Below are 15674 nucleotides of genomic sequence, written 5' to 3'. Positions count from 1 at the left end.
GAATGGAAAGCCGAGCGGTCATCGAGCAACGGTCTCAAAAGGATATGTCATACCCTGCATGGGGCCGCGCCCTATCACGCCTCCTGACGGGGCGCAATCATCCGCGCTGCGGCGCGTCATTGCGGGACAGGGGCACCATTGGCGAGCATGGAATCGATACGCGCGATATTGGCTTCCAGTTCCGCCTTCACCTGGCTACCGGCCGGGGCACGGGCCGCAAGCGGCGCCCAAAGGTCGCGCGCGGCCTGAAACTGCCCGGCGCGGGCCAGCGCAAGACCATAGAAATAACGCGGCGCCGGCCCATCCGGATCGAGCGTCAGAGCGCGGCGATAGGCGAACTCAGCGCCGGGGGAGATCACGCCGCCGGCATGATTGATCAGCGCATTGCCCAGCCCCAACCAGAGATTCGCGTCGTCCGGCGTATCACGCAGGCCCGACAGCAGGACATTTGCCGCCTCCCTGGTCTTGCCCTGCCGCGCGAGTCCGTCGGACAGCATCATCCATTGAGCCGCCGGCCCGAACCGCTCGGCAAGGCCACGGCGTTTTTCGGCCAGTTTCTCGTCGAACGCCTCACCCCTGGTTTCAGCCAGTTTGCGCGGGGCGCCAGCGAGGCCCGGATGCCCCTGCCAGGCATAGCCGGCAAGCCCCAGGAGCAATGCCGCTGCCGAGATTTCCCGCGCCGATCGCGGAATGCGGCCGGCAAAGAGCAAGGCAAGGAATACCAGTGCCGCCAGACCGAAAGCAATTATCCAGCCCGTCATCGGCCCTTCCTCCGTTTTATCTGTCCGCGCATCAGCAACAGGCCGAGTGCCAGCAGGAACAGCGGCGCAGCCCAGAGCGGCCAGAGGATCGGCGCGGCGGTCGGTTCATAGCTGACCCAATCGCCATAGCGCGACACCAGCCAGGCGCGAATCGCTTCGGGCTGCTCTCCCGCCATGATCCGCTCGCGGATCTGCGATCGCATATCGCCCGCCATGCTGGCATTCGAGTCGGCAATCGACTGGCTCTGGCAAGTGAGGCAGCGGATGGTTTCCATCAGCGCTTTGGCCTTTCGCTCCTGCGCCGCATTCGGGATCTGCCGGTCCGCCCAGGGCGCGGGCGGCAAGGCGGTCTGGGCAGCGAGCGGCGTGGCGAACAACGCGAGCAGCAGGGCGAACACCATCCTCATCGCGCGTGCCTCAGCAGATCGAGAATCATCGGCACGTCGTCAGCACGGATATCACCGATATGCTGATAGGCGATCCGCCCCTTGCCATCGATCACGAAGGTTTCCGGCACGCCTGACGATCCAAGCGCGATCTGAACGCCGCTCCGCGCATCGAGGCCGATCCGGGCATAAGGATTGCCATAGCGCTTGAGGAAAGCGTCGACATCGGGGCGGGCATCACGAATGGCGATGGCGTCGATCTCCACGCCCGCCTGCTTGAGCGCCATCAGTTGCGGCGCTTCAGCCGCGCAGGGGACGCACCAGCTGGCGAAGATGTTGAGCAGGCGCGGCTTCCCGCTAGCCAATTGGGCGCTGGCCAGCGCGGCCCGGTCGCTTGCCCCCGCCGGCAAGGTGAAGGCCGGGAGCGGCTGCCCCACCAGACGCGAATGGATGATCCGGTCGTCGGGCTGGAACAGGCCGCTCGCGAACAGGCCGACAAAGGCCAGAAACAGCACAAACGGCAGCCAGATCAGCCGCTTCCTCATGCGAAGGCCCTCCGCGCCCGCCACTTCATCAGCCAACCGCGCCGTTCCCGCCCGACCAGCGCCAACGCGCCGCCCAGAGCGATCAATATGCCGCCCAGCCAGATTAATGTGACGAAAGGCTTCCACCAGATACGAAGTTGCCAACGCCCGCCTTCAACCTCTTCACCCAGCACGACATAGAGCTGGCCATTCCAGCGGGTCAGCAATGCCGCCTCGCTAGTCGTGGTCGGCGGCGAGGCGAAGAAACGCGACTGCGGATGGATCAGTACCGGCGCGCCGCCGCGATCCACCTGCACATCGGCCTGGAGCGCCGTCCAGTTATCGCCAGCGATGGGCTTGATCTGAACGAAACGGAGCGACCATCCGGCGGTCTGGATCGTATCACCGGGACGGGCCGCCACCAGCTTCTCGACGGTGAAGGCCGAATTGCAGGCCATGCCTGCCAGACTGACCGCACAGCCCAGATGGGCGATGACCATGCCCCAGGTGAAGAGCGGCGTGCGCAGCAGATTTCGCTTCCACAGCGGCGCGATGCTCGCCGCCCCGACCGCGAACGCGATGACCAGGCCGCAAAAGGGCAGGATACCGATCCGTCCCCAAGCAAGGATCGCCACCGAAACAGTGGCCAGGATCGCCACGGCGAATGGCACCATCAACCGCTTCCCAACGGCAGCAGCCCGATCGCGCCGCCAGCGAACGAGCGGTCCTGTCGCCAGCGCAATCATCAGCGTCAGAGCGATCGGTCCCGCGATCCTGTCGAAATAGGGCGCGCCGACCGACACCTTGTGGCCAAAGGCTTCGGTCATCAGCGGATAGAGGGTGCCGATCAACACAATGCCGAGAATGACGGACAGAAGCAGATTGTTGACGACCAGCAGCGTCTCGCGACTAACCAGTTCGAACGGCGCGCCTTCCCGCACCGATCCGATCCGCCAGCCGAACAAGGCAAGCGCACCGCCGATATAGATAGCGAGCAACGCGAGAATGAAGCTCCCTCGCTCAGGATCGACGGCGAAGGCGTGGACGCTGGTCAGGATGCCGGAACGAACAAGGAAGGTGCCGACCATCGACATGGAGAAGGCGATCACCGCCAGCATGACCGTCCAGGCGCGCAACGCATCGCGGGTCGCCAGCACGGTGACGCTATGCAGCAATGCGGTCGCTGCCAGCCATGGCATCAGCGAGGCGTTCTCGACCGGATCCCAGAACCACCAGCCGCCCCAGCCCAATTCATAATAGGCCCAATAGCTGCCGGCTGTGATACCAAGCGTCAGCAATATCCACGCCGCCAGCACCCAAGGCCGCATGGCGCGTGCGAAGGCCGCATCCACCTGCCGTGTCAGCAGCGCGCCGATCGCAAAGGAAAAGGCGACCGATAAACCGACATAACCCAAATAAAGGGTCGGCGGATGGAAGGCGAGGCCCGGATCCTGCAACAGCGGGTTCAGCCCCTGCCCATCCGGCGGCGGCGGATCGATCCGCGCGAAGGGATTGGAGGAGAAGAGCAGGAAGGCATAGAAGCCAAGGCTGATAGCCGCCTGCCCGCCCAGCGTTGCCATATGCGTATCACGTCGCAAGGCCCGCTCGAACAGAGCCACCGCGGCCCCGGCGACTCCCATGACCGTCACCCAGAGCAGCATCGACCCTTCATGATTGCCCCAGGTTCCGGCAAATTTGTAGAGCCAGGGCTTCATCGAATGGCTGTTGGTGACGACCAGCAGCACCGACATGTCGGACCGTATGAAAAGCGTGATGAGCAGGCCAAAGGCGATCGCAGTCAACACGCCCTGCGCCACGGCGGCAGGACGAACGGCGGCCAGCAGTTCCGACTTGCCGCCCTTAAGGCCAGCAAAGGCAAGAAATAGCTGAAGCAGCGCTAGCGCAGCGGCGAGCCAGAGCGCGGCCAGACCAGCTTCGGCGATCACGCGCGAAAAGCCCTGAACAGAGGAAGAGCGGACATCATTTGCATCACCGCTCCGCCTTCATCTCATGCGTGGTTTCGTTATAGCTCATTCCCTCCAGTTCGCGGGGCATGTAGCGTTCGTCATGCTTTGCGAGCAGGTTGGTGGCGACGAACGTGCCTTTGCCGTCGAACGCGCCCTCCGCGACGACCCCGCTGCCCTCCTTGAACAGGTCCGGCGCGATGCCGCTGAAAGTCGCAGGCACGGTCGCCTTGCCGTCGGTCACGTCGAATCGGATCGTCACGCCATTGGCCGCGCGCTTCAGGCTGCCCTTCACGACCATGCCCCCCAGACGAATGGCCTTGCCCGGTTCCACGCCCTTGGTCTTCACATCATTGGGGGCATAGAAATAGGCCGCCTCATCCTTGAGCGCGGAAACGGCGAGCAGGCCCGCACCGATGATCGCCGCCAGCGCAGCCAGCGCCAGGATCAGCCGTTGATGCTTCGCCTTCATGCTACAGCCGCTCGGCAGTCGCCTCGGCATTGCGCATCGCACGCCAGCTCAACAGACTGACGATCGCCGTCCCGATCGCCGTCACCGCATAGGCGGCCATCACGAAAGCCCACTGATTCATCCTACCCTCTCGCCCTCATCCCCGGGCCAACCGCTGCATTCGCGCCTCGACCTTGTTTTGTGCCAATATCGCCCGCATCCGTATCAGGACGATCGCCCCGAACCAGAGGGAAAAACCGAGCAGGGTCAAACCCAGCGGCCAGAGCAGCGATCCATCGATGCTCGACCCGCGCAGCGTGATGCTCGGTCCCTGGTGCAGGCTGTTCCACCACACGACGGACCGGTTGATGATCGGAATATTGACCGCCCCGACCAGACCGAAAATGGCGGTGACGTTGCTCACCCCGCCCTGCCCGACCGTCTGCCCCTGCCGTGCGCTGGCATTGGCGAGCGCGATATAGCCGAGATAGAGGAACAAGAGCACGAGCATGGAGGTCATGCGTCCATCCCACTCCCACCAGGTGCCCCAGGTCGGCCGCCCCCAGATGGAACCGGTCATCAGACAGATGGCGGTAAAAAGCGCACCGGGCGCAGCGATAGCGCGTCCTGCAACCGCTGCGAGCGGATGGCGCCAGACCAGTTGCATTAGCGCGGCGATGGCGATGCCGGTCCAGCCGCCCATGCCCAGCCAGGCGGCAGGCACATGTATATAGAGTATCCGCACGGTTTCGCCTTGCAGATAATCCGCCGGCGTCACGAACAATCCGCACGCGGCGCCGATCAGCAGCAGCGCCAGCCCCGGCCAGAACAGCCAGCCGGTGAGCGGACGCGCGATCTTCAGGAAGCGGGCAGGATTGGCGAAACGGTGCATCAGGCCTGTGTGTGTAGCCGTGCAGGATGCGCTACGCCAGTAGGGCATTTTGCCGATAGTGGAGCAGCTAATTAGACTTTTTACGGTTCGGCAAAGTCATGGAAACGGAGCGTTTGCACGGCAGGTTCTGCTTTTTTGTGACAAGGAGGCGACAAACGAGGCTCAAGCGACTATATGCGCGCGGAAAGGCGGCCCATTGGGGAGCGCCAAAGAACGGCAACGGAACCGGTTCGCACCCATGTTTACGACCAATCCCTTCGACGACGACAAGTTGCGCGAGGAATGTGGCATTTTCGGCGTTTCCCGCGGGGAAACGGCGTCGGCCATAGTCGCGCTCGGCCTTCATGCGCTCCAGCATCGCGGGCAGGAAGCCGCTGGCATCACCAGCTGGGATGGGCATGATTTCCATACCCATAGGGCGATGGGCCATGTGGCGGGCAATTTCGACCGAGACGAGGTGATTCGTGCCTTGCCCGGCGAAAGCGCCTGTGGCCATGTGCGCTATTCGACGACCGGCGAAACCTCGTTGCGCAACGTCCAGCCGCTTTACGCGGAACTGAACTCAGGCGGATTCGCCGTTGCCCATAATGGCAATATCTCCAACGCGATGAAGGTGCGTCGCGAACTGATTCGCCGCGGCTCGATTTTCCAGTCGACGTCGGATACGGAAGTCATCATCCATCTGGTGGCGACATCCAGCTATCGCACCCTGCTCGACAAGTTCATCGATGCGCTGAAGCAGATCGAGGGCGCCTACTCCCTGATTGTCATGACGCCAGAAGGCATGATCGCCTGCCGCGACCCGCTGGGCATCCGGCCGCTGGTCATGGGCAAGCTGGGCGACGCGACGATCTTCGCTTCCGAAACCGTTGCGTTCGACGTCGTCGGTGCGGATTATGTCCGCTCGATCGATCCGGGCGAACTGGTGATCGTCACCAATGACGGCCAGATCCGATCGCACCGCCCGTTCGGCGAGACGCACGCGCGCCCGTGCATCTTCGAACATGTCTATTTCAGCCGGCCCGATTCGATCATCGACAATTCCAGCGTCTATTCGGTCCGCAAGGCGATCGGCGCGCAACTGGCGATCGAAAATCCGGTCGAGGCCGACTATGTCATCCCGGTGCCCGACAGCGGCGTGCCAGCGGCGATCGGCTATGCCCAGGAATCGGGCATTCCGTTCGAACTGGGGATCATTCGGTCGCATTATATCGGCCGTACCTTCATCCAGCCGGGCGACAAGGTCCGTCACCTCGGCGTCAAGCTGAAGCACAACGCCAACCGCGCCCTGATCGAGGGCAAGCGGATCGTGCTGATCGACGATTCGATCGTGCGCGGCACCACCTCGCTCAAGATCGTGCAAATGATGCGTGAAGCCGGCGCCGCCGAAGTGCATATGCGCATCGCATCACCCCCGACCAAGCATAGCTGCTTCTACGGCGTCGACACGCCCGAACGCACCAAGCTGCTGGCGCACAAGCTGGACGTCGGCGGCATGCAGGATTTCATCCACGCCGACAGCCTGGCCTTCATCTCGATCGACGGCCTCTACAAGGCATTGGGCGAGGCGAAGCGCGCGGACATCCGTCCGCAATATTGCGACGCCTGCTTTACCGGCGACTATCCCACTACCTTGACCGACCAGGATGATGTGGTCGTGACCAATCAGTTGGAACTGCTCGCCGAGCGCGTGGTCTGACATTTTCAGGGCGGCCCATCGCGGCCGCCCTATCCTTCTGTAGGATCACCGATTTGCCGCATCGGCTAATCGGTCTTATGCCCTTCTTCCTTTCATAGAAACGGCCCGTCTGTCGGGCGAATGGAGCATGGATGTCCGACCTTCCCCTTTCCGGCAAACTGGCTCTGGTCACGGGCGCGAGCCGCGGCATCGGCGCGGCTACGGCGCAGGCTCTAGCCGCCGCCGGCGCGCATGTCGTGCTGACCGCGCGGACCAGCGGCGGCCTGGAGGAAGTGGAAGACCGCATCCATCAGGCTGGCGGTCATGCGACCATCGCGCCGCTGGACCTGACCGATGGCGAAAGCATCGGCCGCCTCGCCCAGGCGATTGGAGGACGCTGGCAGGCGCTGGACATCATGGTGCTCAACGCTGCCACCCTGGGATCGCTGGCAGCGGTGCAGGCGATCGACAGCAAGGAGTTCGCGCGCGTGCTGACGCTCAATGTCGGCGCGCAGCAGGCGCTGATCGCCGCGTTCGACGGCATGCTGCGCGCGAGCAGCGACGCACGGATCGTGGCGCTGACGTCGTCGGTCGTCGCACCGCGCGCCTATTGGGGCGCCTATGGCGCGTCCAAGGCAGCGCTGGAAACGCTGGTCGGCGCCTATAGTGAGGAGGTGAAGAATATCTCCGCCATCCGCACCCATATCGTCGATCCGGGCGCGACTCGCACCGCCATGCGCGCCCGCGCTTTCCCCGGCGAAGACCCGGCCAGCCTCAAGGGACCGGAGGTGGTCGCGGAGGCTATCCTGCAACTGGTCACGACCGATACGCCGACCGGGCACAGGATGCGGGTGGAGGGCTGAGCGTCAGGCGGGCTTGACCAGCGTAACCTGCGCCACATCGATCCCACCACCGCGAAATCCGCCTTCGCAATACATCAGATAATAACGCCACAAGGCCACGAAATGCTGGTCGAAACTGGCCGGCAACTGGCCTTCTTCGATCGCCCGATCGAAGCGATCCCGCCAACGGCGCAATGTCTCCGCATAATGGAGGCCGAAACGACGCACATTGCGCCATTCAAGCCCTTGCGCCTCCACCAGCGCGCGAAATCGGCTTTCGGAAATCAGCATCCCGCCCGGGAAGACATAGGTCTGGATGAAATCCGCGCTGCGTGCATAGCCTTCGAAAATAGCGTCATCGATCAATATATATTGGATCGCCGCCTTGCCACCGGGCTTCAGCAGGCGGTGGATCGCCTGCAGATAGGTGGGCCAATAGCGTTGGCCCACCGCCTCGACCATTTCGACACTGGCAATGGCGTCATATTGCCCCTGCGCGTCGCGATAATCGGTCAGTGATATCCGGGCGCCTGATCCCAGCCGGTCGCGGGCATAATCCACCTGCTCGGTCGACAGCGTCAGGCCGGTATAGCTGATCGCCTGTCGTTCCATCGCCTGTTCGGCAAGACCGCCCCAGCCGCAGCCGATTTCAAGCAAAGTGCTCCCTTCGCTTAGATCCAGGCGATCGAGGATTGCATCCACCTTGCGCCGCTGCGCCAGTTCCAGACTTTCGATTCGGCTATCAGGATCAAGGAACAAACCACTGGAATAATGCATATTCCGGTCAAGCCAGAGTCGGTAAAAATCATTCCCGAGATCATAATGATAGGCGATATTGTTGCGCGATCCGGCCCGGCTGTTGCGACGTATCCAGTGCGCCATGCGGCCGATCCACCGCGCCGGCCCTTGGGCACGCGCGACTTGCCCAAGCAGCTGGGCATTCCGCATGAAAAGCGCGAACAGGGGCACCGGGTCGGGGCTGGACCATTCTCCCGCCGCCCACGCACGATACCAACCCGCCGATCCACCGCTGGCCAGCCGGATCAACGCGCGCCAGTCATGGACTTCGACTATGCAAGACGGCCCATCCGCCCGGCCGCCAAGCAGACGACGGGTTCCGTCCGGCAAGCTTGCTTCGAGCGCGCCGCTCTCCAGGCCAAGGTCGATCCGATCCAGCAGGCGATGAAAAAGAGGCCCCAGCCATCGCGCAATCCGGCCAGGCGCGCCGGTGCGAGGCGGATGCCGGACAGACAAGGCGCGCCGGCCGCGCCGGGGATCGATAGCGTTCATACAGATAATCCTGCAACAAGGTGAACGCGGCTGCAATCACCCCTTCATGCGGCGATAGGCAGCCAGTGCGCGTTCCCGCCCTTCCCTGTGCCCGATGATCTTGGCCGGATAGTCGGTGGGACGAACATCATGCGCGTCGGGATCATGGATCGCCTCATCGGAAAGCTCCGCCAGTTCAGGCACCCATTCGCGAATATAACCCGCCGCATCGAACTTTTCCGATTGGGTGAGGGGCGCCATGATCCGGGTGAAGAGATTGGCGTCTACCCCGCTGCCCGCCACCCACTGCCAGTTGACGCTGTTGTTCGCATAATCCGCGTCAACCAGCGTGTCCCAGAACCAGCGCGCGCCATGCCGCCAATCGATCAGAAGATGCTTCATGAGGAAACTGGCCGCAATCATGCGCACGCGATTATGCATCCATCCTGTCGCCCAGAGCTGCCGCATACCGGCATCGACGATGGGATAGCCGGTCAGCCCCCTCTTCCAGGCGGTGAAATCTGCCCCCGCCTCCCGCAAATCGCGCCAGCCCAGCGCGTCGAACGGATCGCGGGCATTGGCCGATCCGTAAGCCGGAAACTCGCAAATCTGCACATGCGCATAATCACGCCAGATCAATTCCTTGAGGAAGATTGTTGCGTCATGACGAGAAGAGATGATCCGATGCCAGACATAGGCAGGCGACACTTCCCCAAAATGGAGATGTGGCGAAAGGCGCGACGTCCCTTCCACCGAGGGCAGATTGCGCGCTGTCGGATAATCGCCCACTTCGTCGATGAAGTTCGCGACATTGTGCCGAGCCGCCGGCTCCCCCGGGGTCCAGTCCGCAGCGATGCCATTGGCCCAGTCGGGTTCGGTCGGCAGCAACGCCCAATCGGCGAGCGAATCGCTGACAGGCCATTTGGGCGGCGCATCGATCGCGCCCGGCGCGGGATGCGGCGCGGCGGGTGGCATATGCTCCATGACGGCACGCGCGAACGGCGTGTAGATGCGATACAGACTGCCCGCTCCGGTACGGACCGCGCCCGGCGGCAACAACAGGCCGCCGTCATGCAGGATCAGATCGATCTGTTTCGCCACGGCTTTTTCGGCATTGCGCCACCAGGGCTCATAATGGTGAAGCGCATGTACGCATTTCGCGCCGACCTCTCTTGCGAGTTGTTCCAGCACGTCCGCGCTCCTGCCGCGGCGCAGGATGAGCCTTGATCCCTTGGCCCGAAGGCTTTCGTCCAAGCGGGAAAGGCTATGATGCAGCCACCAGCGCGAAGCTCCACCCATTGCCCATTGGCGAGGACCGTGGTCGTCCAGGATATAGACGGGCACGACTGGTCCCTGATCCACTGCTGCGGCAAGGGCAGCCTGATCGGAAAGGCGGAGATCCTGGCGGAACCAGAGCAGGACGGGATCGGTCATACCCCCGCAATGCCCGTCCCGTCGGCAAATTCCAACCGACCAATGGGACATATGGCCGAACATCCACAGCAAATCGGACGAGTTGCGATTCGATCAATGGACGTGGCGATCACCGCCGCTTATTCTGTCCTTCGTCAGCGCTAGGCACCAGCCGTTTCCAGGGGTGGGGACCGGCCTACAGCAAATATCAGGGGACCCATGGCTTCAATGCCGAACGATCAGGAATTGGGATACCGGCCATGCGTCGGCATCATGCTTGTCAACATGGATGGCAAGGTTTTCGTGGGCCAGCGGCTCGATAACAAGGTCGAGGCCTGGCAGATGCCGCAGGGTGGGATTGACGAAGGTGAAGATCCCAAGGCTGCGGCTTTCCGCGAGCTATCCGAAGAGACGGGCATCGTCCGCGACCATGTCGAAATCATCGCCACGTCCAAGGAAGAGCATTTCTACGACCTGCCAACCGAACTGATCGGTAAGCTGTGGGGCGGGAAATATCGTGGCCAGAAGCAGATCTGGTATCTGGCCCGGTTCCTCGGCCAGGATAGCGACATCGATATCCAGACCAACGATCCCGAATTTCGCGAATGGAAATGGGCTGCGCCGGAAACGCTGCCGGAACTGATCGTCCCCTTCAAGCGCAAGCTCTACCGTGACATTTTGCAGGAGTTCAGGGCGCTTATCTGAAGCCCCCTTTGAAAAGGGGGGTTAAAATCCCCGGCGGGGTGGGTAGAAGGGCGACATGCGCGCCTTTCTTGCCTTATTGCCCATCCTCATTATTCCTGCTCCGGCCTTTGCCGATGACGTCCTGCTGCCGCCAGCCGTGCGTGAAATGCTCGAAGCGGCGATTGCCAATGGCAACGAGACGGAGATCGCAACCGTTGCCAAGATCGCCCGCCAGACCAATCCCGAATCAGCCGGCGAGATCCAGCGGATGGTCACAAGCTGGAAGGAACGGACACAGGCGACGCACGACACATTGATACGCGAGGCCCGCTTTACCGAGTTGTGGACGGGGCGGATCGAAGCCGGCGGTTTCCGATCAACCGGTTCGACCAGCGAAATCGGCATCAGCGCCAATGCGACGGTGTCTCGTACCGGGTTGCAATGGAACCACAAGCTGACCGCAAGCGCCGATTACCGCCGCGCCAACGGCGTGACGTCGCGCGAACGCTATTTCGGCAGCTACGAACCGCGCTACGAATTCGATCCGCGCGGTTTCGCCTATGGCCTGGCTCAGTTCGAGCGAGATACGTCGATCGGCTATGACGAACGCTATACCGGATCGGTGGGCGTCGGCTACAAGTTGGTCATGAGCAAGCCTCTCGACCTGTCGGTGGATATCGGTCCGTCGGTGCGTCACGCCAAATATCTGACCGGAGAGCGCGAAACCAAATTGGGCGCGCGCGGATCAATGGCGCTGGCATGGCGGGCCACCCCCACATTGACCTTCAAGCAGACCGCTGCCGGCTATGCCGAAAGCGACGTCTATACGCTCAATTCTCTGACATCAGTGGAAACAAAGGTTGCAACCCGTTGGTCGGCTGCCCTTTCCTATAATGTCCAATATGAATCGGAAACCATGCTGTCGGCGCGGGACTTCGATACGCTCAGCCGCCTGACCCTGACATATGATTTCTGACCGACGCAATTTTCGTGCGGGGGTGGAGACGCGCATCGGGGTCTGATAGACCTTTGCCATGACCCATCTGTCTCTGGCTGAACACAGGCTTCTGGACCACGCAGCGGCGGCCCCCATGCTGCATCAAGTGCAGGATTGGGCGTCGATCAACAGCGGATCGCGCAATCTGGATGGCTTGACCCACATGGCCGATCGGTTGGCTGACGCCTTCTCCAACTTGCCGGGGCAGTTGAAGCTTGTGGACGCCCTGCCAGTCGAGAGCGTTGCGCCTGACGGCAAGGTACAGACGATATCGCATGGCCGGCACCTGCATCTGTCCGTGCGCCCCGACGCGCCAATCCGGTTGCTGCTGACCGGCCATATGGACACGGTATTCCCTGCGGATCATGCGTTTCAGCATCAAAGCTGGCTGGAGCCGGGTATCCTCAATGGGCCTGGCGTCGCTGACATGAAGGGCGGCATTGCCGTCATGCTGGCGGCGCTCGCCGCCATCGAGACAACGGAAGCCGTCGCGACGCTCGGCTATGATGTCGTCATCAATAGCGACGAGGAGGTCGGCAGTCCCTCCTCCGCCGTCCTTCTGCGTGAAACGGCGCAAGGGAAAATCGCGGCTTTCACTTATGAACCGGCCCTCCCCGACGGCACACTCGCCGGGGCGCGAGCGGGCAGCGGCAATTTCTCGATCGTCGTGACGGGCCTCAGTGCACATGCCGGGCGCAATCCGGATGATGGACGTAACGCCCTGCTTGCGGCGGCGGACCTTGCATTGCGGTTAAAGGCAGGAAGCGGCGGCGGCTTTTCCTGCAACCCGGCGAAGATCGATGGCGGTGGCCCCAACAATGTTGTGCCCGATCATGCCGTGCTGCGCGTCAATTTCCGTCCCAGGACGCCGGAAGATGAACTGGCGGCGCGCGCCCTGATCGACACCGCGATGGCGGCCGTCGCGCGGGAGCATGGTGTCAGCCTGCATCTGCACGGCGGCTTCGGGCGCCCGCCAAAGCCGATGGACGAGAAGGCTGAACGACTGTTCGGACTGGTCCGGCAATGTGGCGCTGATCTCGGCCTGAGCATCGGCTGGCGTGACACTGGCGGCGTATGCGACGGCAACAATATCGCCGCCTGCGGCGTGCCCGTGGTCGACACGATGGGCGTGCGCGGCGGCAGCATCCATAGCGATGCCGAATTTCTGCTGGTCGACAGCCTGGGCGAACGCGCGCGGCTGTCGGCGCTGGCCCTGTGGCGGATCGCGCAGGGACGATTTCAGCCGGGACAGGATATAAGAAAGGGGATGACCGCTTGAGCTTCATCATGCGCATCGCGCGCGCGGACGATTTGCAGACGCTGTATGAAATGGCGAAGCTGACAGGCGGGGGCTTCACCAACCTCCCGCCCGACCGCACGGCGCTCGCCGCAAAGCTGGACCGCACCGAAAAGGCGCTGGCGCGGCAGGACGAAGGTCCGGGCGAAGGCATTGAAGACGAACTGATCGTCATGGTGCTGGAGAATGTCGAAACCGGGCAAGTGCGCGGCACCTGCCAGATTTTCTCGACCGTGGGGCAAAGCTGGCCCTTCTATTCCTATCGCCTCGGCGTGCTGACCCAGCATAGCCGGGAACTGGGACGGACCTTCCGTGCGCAGATGCTGTCGCTTACCACCGACCTGGAAGGGTCGGTGGAGGTCGGCGGGCTGTTCCTCCACCCGCGCGAGCGGGCCGAAGGACTGGGCCTGCTGCTGGCGCGCAGTCGCTATCTCTATATCCGCAATCATCGCGCGCGCTTCGGCGACCGGGTGATTGCGGAATTGCGCGGCGTCATCGACGAAGCGGGCGGATCACCCTTCTGGGACGGGCTTGCCGGGCGCTTCTTCGGCATGAGCTTTCAGGAGGCAGACGAGTTCAATGCGGTGAACGGCAACCAGTTCATCGCCGACCTGATGCCCAAGACGCCCATCTACACCGCGATGCTGACCGACAGCGCGCGCGCCGTCATCGGCCTGCCCCATCCCAACGGCCGTGCGGCGATGCGGATGCTCGAGACGGAGGGCTTCGACAATGCCGGCTATGTCGATATTTTCGACGGCGGACCTACCATGGTCGGGCAAATCGACCAGTTGAAGACGATCGCAGCGGCGCGCGATGTCGCCCTGTCCGCCACGCATGACAAGGGCGGCGATCGGATGCTGATCGCCATCGGCCGCCTCGCCGATTATCGCTGCACCTGGGGCCACGTGCAGGAAAGTGCGGACGGCGCAATCTCTCTGGACGCGGCCAGCGCCAAGCGGTTGGGACTGGAGATTGGCGACATTTTCACGATGGCGGGTCGGGCATGAACGTTACCGAGATCAATTTCGACGGGCTGATCGGGCCGAGCCATAATTATGCGGGCCTCAGCCTGGGTAATCTGGCGTCGGCTCGCAATGCGGGGGCGGTGTCACAGCCACGCGCAGCTGCCTTGCAGGGCATCGAGAAGATGCGCGGCAATATCCGGCTGGGGCTGAAGCAAGGCATCTTCCTGCCGCAATGGCGCCCCGATGGCGCATGGCTGACGCGACTGGGCACGGATGTCGGCGCAGCCGAGCCGCATATCCGCGCCGCCGCCATGTCCGCCTCCTCCATGTGGGCCGCCAATGCGGCCACCGTATCGCCGGCCGCCGATACGCAGGATGGGCGGACGCACCTGACCGTCGCGAACCTCGTCACTATGGCGCATCGCAGCCATGAATGGCCCCAGACGCTGGCGCAGTTGCGGATTGCCTTTTCGGACGAGCGCGCCTTTGCGGTGCATGATCCTGTGCCCCCGCCCTTCGGTGACGAAGGCGCGGCCAACCATATGCGCCTGACCGAACGGCACGACTTGCCCGGCGTCGAGGTGTTCGTCTACGGCCAGTCCGGCGGCCCCTTCCCCGCCCGCCAGCATGTCGAGGCGAGCAAGGCGGTCGCGCGCATCCATGGCCTCGATCCGGCCAAGGCTCTGTTCGTGCAGCAGTCGGAAGAAGCGATCGCGGCCGGCGCCTTCCACAATGACGTGGTCGCCGTGGCCAATGAACGGGTGCTCTTCACCCATGAACTTGCCTTTGCCGACAAGGCCCGTTTCTACGCCGATCTGCGGGCCGCCCTGCCCTGCGTCGAGATCGTCGAAGTCCCGGCGAGCGCAGTCAGCCTGTCCGATGCGATCAAGAGCTATCTGTTCAACGCGCAACTGGTGACGTTGCCCGATGGCGGCATGGCGCTGATTCTGCCGACGGAAGCGCAGGACACGCCGTCGGTCTGGACCTGGCTGCAACAGATGGTCGCGGGCAATGGTCCGATCCGTCGGCTGGTGCCGGTCGATGTGCGCCAGTCCATGGCCAATGGCGGCGGCCCCGCCTGCCTGCGCCTGCGAATCGTGGCCGATCCCGCCACCATCGACCCGCGCTTCCTGGTCGATGAGGCGAAGCTGGATGCCATTGCGGGCATAGTGTCCAATTATTGGCCAGAATCCATCGCGCCGGACGATTTGAGCGACACCCGCCTGATTGCGCGGATCGAGCAATCATGGTTAGCACTTGTTGACCATTTGCAGCTTTCAGGCGACCTTGCCCCCTGAGCGTAAGGGGACCGGAGCCGGACGGGATGACCATGGAACGGATCAAGAGCCTCTTCATCATCAAGACCAAATTCGAGGCGTTTCTGGTCATCTATGCCCTGGCTCTGGGCGCTGCGGAGCGCGGGGTCGCCTATATGCAGCAATATCCCGGTACCGGCGGCCAGTTACTGGCGCTCGCCTGTTCGGGAGCCGTGTTCATGGCGGGCGGGATGATCATCGACGCGCTGGAATATAAACGGGGCATCTGAAC

General features: G+C 63.0%; 16 protein-coding genes. 8 read left to right on the top strand and 8 right to left on the bottom strand.

Translation table 11 applies throughout. The features are described from left to right. Positions 1-116: 116 nt before the first annotated feature. From DM806_RS06325 to ccmC, 6 genes are all read right to left on the bottom strand, one after another. The gene (locus tag DM806_RS06325; protein WP_179042374.1) at positions 117-761 is read right to left on the bottom strand and encodes a tetratricopeptide repeat protein; all 645 of its coding nucleotides are present in this window, start codon (positions 759-761) and stop codon (positions 117-119) included. Next, positions 758-1168 carry a cytochrome c-type biogenesis protein gene (locus DM806_RS06320; RefSeq protein WP_179042373.1) on the bottom strand — a complete coding sequence of 137 codons (411 nt, stop codon included), beginning with the start codon at positions 1166-1168 and terminating at the stop codon, positions 758-760. The genes DM806_RS06325 and DM806_RS06320 overlap by 4 nt, the downstream gene beginning before the upstream one ends. Continuing rightward, the gene (locus tag DM806_RS06315) at positions 1165-1692 is read right to left on the bottom strand and encodes a redoxin family protein (RefSeq protein ID WP_179042372.1); all 528 of its coding nucleotides are present in this window, start codon (positions 1690-1692) and stop codon (positions 1165-1167) included. Before DM806_RS06315 ends, DM806_RS06320 begins: the two co-directional genes overlap by 4 nt. Further along, positions 1689-3617, bottom strand: coding sequence for a heme lyase CcmF/NrfE family subunit (locus DM806_RS06310; RefSeq protein WP_179042371.1), 1929 nt, complete (start codon positions 3615-3617; stop codon positions 1689-1691). Before DM806_RS06310 ends, DM806_RS06315 begins: the two co-directional genes overlap by 4 nt. A 43-nt stretch (positions 3618-3660) precedes the next feature. Continuing rightward, positions 3661-4107: a cytochrome c maturation protein CcmE gene (ccmE, locus tag DM806_RS06305; protein WP_179042370.1), complete on the bottom strand. Its 447-nt coding sequence runs from the start codon at positions 4105-4107 to the stop codon at positions 3661-3663. A 136-nt stretch (positions 4108-4243) separates the two neighbouring features. Further along, entirely contained in the window at positions 4244-4978 is a 735-nt protein-coding gene (ccmC, locus tag DM806_RS06300; protein ID WP_179042369.1) for a heme ABC transporter permease CcmC, read from the bottom strand. A 238-nt stretch (positions 4979-5216) separates the two neighbouring features. Here ccmC and purF point away from each other — a divergent pair, with 238 nt between their 5' ends. Continuing rightward, a complete protein-coding gene (purF, locus tag DM806_RS06295; protein WP_179042368.1) occupies positions 5217-6677 on the top strand; it encodes an amidophosphoribosyltransferase in 1461 nt (486 codons plus the stop codon). Positions 6678-6808: 131 nt separating this feature from the next. Continuing rightward, complete coding sequence (locus DM806_RS06290; RefSeq protein WP_179042367.1) at positions 6809-7519, top strand: SDR family NAD(P)-dependent oxidoreductase; 711 nt, start codon at positions 6809-6811, stop codon at positions 7517-7519. Positions 7520-7522: 3 nt separating this feature from the next. On the opposite strand, the gene DM806_RS06285 is transcribed toward DM806_RS06290, so the two are convergent. Together DM806_RS06285 and DM806_RS06280 are read right to left on the bottom strand one after the other, a co-directional pair. After that, positions 7523-8788: an SAM-dependent methyltransferase gene (locus DM806_RS06285; protein ID WP_179042366.1), complete on the bottom strand. Its 1266-nt coding sequence runs from the start codon at positions 8786-8788 to the stop codon at positions 7523-7525. 36 nt (positions 8789-8824) lie between these two features. Further along, positions 8825-10201: a cryptochrome/photolyase family protein gene (locus tag DM806_RS06280; RefSeq protein WP_179042365.1), complete on the bottom strand. Its 1377-nt coding sequence runs from the start codon at positions 10199-10201 to the stop codon at positions 8825-8827. A gap of 198 nt (positions 10202-10399) precedes the next feature. Here DM806_RS06280 and DM806_RS06275 point away from each other — a divergent pair, with 198 nt between their 5' ends. From DM806_RS06275 to DM806_RS06250, 6 genes are read left to right on the top strand one after another with little or no spacing between them, the layout of a single operon-like run. Next, on the top strand, positions 10400-10885 hold the full coding sequence (locus tag DM806_RS06275) for an RNA pyrophosphohydrolase (protein ID WP_179042364.1): 486 nt from the start codon (positions 10400-10402) through the stop codon (positions 10883-10885). Between the two features lie 55 nt (positions 10886-10940). Continuing rightward, a complete protein-coding gene (locus tag DM806_RS06270) occupies positions 10941-11840 on the top strand; it encodes a DUF481 domain-containing protein (protein ID WP_179042363.1) in 900 nt (299 codons plus the stop codon). 58 nt (positions 11841-11898) lie between these two features. Beyond that, entirely contained in the window at positions 11899-13140 is a 1242-nt protein-coding gene (locus tag DM806_RS06265) for a hydrolase (RefSeq protein WP_179042362.1), read from the top strand. After that, entirely contained in the window at positions 13137-14168 is a 1032-nt protein-coding gene (locus DM806_RS06260) for an arginine N-succinyltransferase (protein ID WP_179042361.1), read from the top strand. The genes DM806_RS06265 and DM806_RS06260 overlap by 4 nt, the downstream gene beginning before the upstream one ends. Further along, positions 14165-15424 (top strand): N-succinylarginine dihydrolase, encoded by a 1260-nt coding sequence (locus DM806_RS06255; RefSeq protein WP_179042360.1) that lies wholly within the window; start codon positions 14165-14167, stop codon positions 15422-15424. Before DM806_RS06260 ends, DM806_RS06255 begins: the two co-directional genes overlap by 4 nt. Before the next feature lie 32 nt (positions 15425-15456). After that, positions 15457-15672: a hypothetical protein gene (locus tag DM806_RS06250; protein ID WP_179042398.1), complete on the top strand. Its 216-nt coding sequence runs from the start codon at positions 15457-15459 to the stop codon at positions 15670-15672. Positions 15673-15674: the final 2 nt, after the last annotated feature.

Origin of the sequence: Sphingobium lactosutens (assembly GCF_013393185.1) — a bacterium.
Lineage (GTDB): Bacteria > Pseudomonadota > Alphaproteobacteria > Sphingomonadales > Sphingomonadaceae > Sphingobium > Sphingobium lactosutens_A.
The sequence above is the reverse complement of the archived record's forward strand: the minus strand, read 5'-3'. Positions and strand labels throughout refer to the sequence as shown.